General features: G+C 43.7%; 3 protein-coding genes. 1 reads left to right on the forward strand and 2 read right to left on the reverse strand.

The window, feature by feature from the left end:
• On the reverse strand, positions 1 to 368 hold a 368-nt coding region (locus LC574_RS37145), incomplete at its 3' end, for a nucleoside triphosphate pyrophosphatase (RefSeq protein ID WP_229458626.1).
• Between the two features lie 157 nt (positions 369 to 525).
• Entirely contained in the window at positions 526 to 1071 is a 546-nt protein-coding gene (psbP, locus tag LC574_RS37150) for a photosystem II reaction center PsbP (RefSeq protein ID WP_229458627.1), read from the reverse strand.
• A 485-nt stretch (positions 1072 to 1556) separates the two neighbouring features.
• On the opposite strand from psbP, the gene tnpA reads away from it, so the two are divergent.
• The gene (gene tnpA, locus LC574_RS37155; protein WP_229458628.1) at positions 1557 to 2000 is read left to right on the forward strand and encodes an IS200/IS605 family transposase; all 444 of its coding nucleotides are present in this window, start codon (positions 1557 to 1559) and stop codon (positions 1998 to 2000) included.
• Positions 2001 to 2122: the final 122 nt, after the last annotated feature.

A 2122-nucleotide genomic window follows, 5' to 3' on the forward strand; every position in this document is an offset into this window, starting at 1 on the left:
TGTGACTTGACTATAGTACGGTTTTGAGCTATATCAATTAAGGCGTGACCTGTGTACAAGTCGCCAAAGTTATCTTGCATTATCTGCCAACGTGCGATCGCTTCAGAGGTATCTGGTGGTTTGCCGTAAATTTCACCATTCATGGACAAAACCGAATCACAACCCATAATCAAAGCCGATTCAAACTGTGGGGCTACAGTTTCTGCCTTGTATTGGGCAAGAGTTTTGACTAATTCTGCTGGTTCACTTAATTCAATTTGCGACTCATCAAAATCACTTGGTTTAACTATCGGTTCAATACCAACAGTTTGCAGCAAGCGGCGTCGGGCTGGGGAAGCTGAGGCAAGTACAAAAGGTGGAATTTTCATGATATTTCTGACAAACTTCGTAATTGGGAATAGGGCATAGGGCATTAAAAAGAGGCAGAGGGGCGGGGAGCAGGGGGCAGAGGGGAAAATTCTTCTCCCTTGCTCCCTGCTCCCTGCTCCCCTGCTTCTTCCCCATTCCCCACTCCCCACTCCCCAATTAATAAACAGAAAAAGAATTTACAACCTCATCAATCATTCGTTTAACTTTCTGCCAGCGTTTTTCAGGAATTGAGGCGTTGAGGGTAAAAAGTTTACCACGGCTAACAGCAACGCTGGCGATGTTGTGTCGTTGTTGTTGATTGGCGAGTTTAACCTCATACTCTAAAAGATAGTATGTTTTACCGTCTACTTCTCGCTGTGCGGCATTGACTAATTCAGCTGAACGACCAGAGTCAGGAGGCGCAAGAGCTGCCTTTCCTAACTTATATCCCACTTCTGTTGGGGTTCCTAATTCTGCCAAAGTTTTACCTTCTGGAACTGGGCTAATCACAACAGAAACATTTTCAGACACCTCAATCAAATCGTGGAAAACTACATCTGGGCCGTTAGCAACTTTAACTTGCAGCCAGCCGTTAGGATATAAAAACTGATAGCCATCATTAGTGTCTACAAAGCTTTTGAGTCCACCCGCAGCCGCTACACCAGAATTACTCAGGCTGAAGCTCAACACTAATAGCAAAATTAATATAATTCGTTTCCACATTTTTACAGATTCCTTTAGGCTGGAGACAACACCAGGCTTGTATCATTCTCATTATTATTCTCCCACCAAGCGGGATGCTTCGGATGACGCATTATATCGGGAGGGATAAATGCTCAAATGGAGCCAGGAGGAGCAAATCATCTTTTTTAGGACTTACGCACGCTCTACGAATTCTTGGCGTTCTTGGCGTCTTGGCGGTTCGATAAATTAAGCCTTTCGGCGATTTTTGCGTAAGTCCTGTTTTTATTTGAAGAGAAGATGATTTGGAGCTACTGAACTCTTGTAAAGTTGCAACCCTACCCGCCTCGGAATGAATTCCCAGGATTATTAAGAAAGGCAGATAGCGTAGCGGTAGCGTTGCAACCCTACCCGCCTCGGAATAAATTCCAAGGCTAATAGCTCAAGTCAGCTCAAGCTGACTGGAAGATTTTTAACGATTTCGGGGAATACTAGACACAGTAAATTCCATCAAAAACACCACGTATATGGCTCTGTGGCGACTTTACTATCATCTTGTTTGGGCGACAAAAGAGCGACAGCCATTAATTACCCCCGAACGCGAAACCCAACTTTATAGTTACATCATTGGCAAAGCCAATGCACTTGGTAGCATTGTCCATGCTGTGGGCGGAATAGAAAACCACATCCATTTAGTGGCTTCTATACCACCGAGATTTTCTATCTCTGATTTTGTCCAAAATATCAAAGGCAGTAGCGCTCATCATCTCAATCATCTCTCGCCCTCGCAAGATTTGTTTGGCTGGCAACGCGGATATGGCGTTTTTTCAATGGGAAGCAAACAACTTGAGCAAGCTGTTGTGTATGTAGAGAATCAAAAAGCGCATCATTCCAATGGAACTACAATTTCGTCTTTAGAACGGCATAATCATGAAGATGATGGGCCAAAACTCACGCAGCTAAACCAATGAATTCCCTTAATCTTCACCTTCATTAAACCATAGTCAGCTTAAGCTGACTTGAGCTATGAGCCTCAGAATTCATTCTGAGGCGGACTTGTTGTCAAGCCAATATTCCACAATTATTCAAATAC

The sequence above is a fragment of the Nostoc sp. CHAB 5715 genome, from assembly GCF_020829685.1.
Taxonomy (GTDB): domain Bacteria; phylum Cyanobacteriota; class Cyanobacteriia; order Cyanobacteriales; family Nostocaceae; genus Nostoc.

Bases quoted from the DNA above. Each gene is read 5' to 3' on its own strand.
- psbP (WP_229458627.1), bottom strand. From the start codon at position 1,071: ATGTGGAAACGAATTATATTAATTTTGCTATTAGTGTTGAGCTTCAGC.
- tnpA (WP_229458628.1), top strand. From the start codon at position 1,557: ATGGCTCTGTGGCGACTTTACTATCATCTTGTTTGGGCGACAAAAGAG.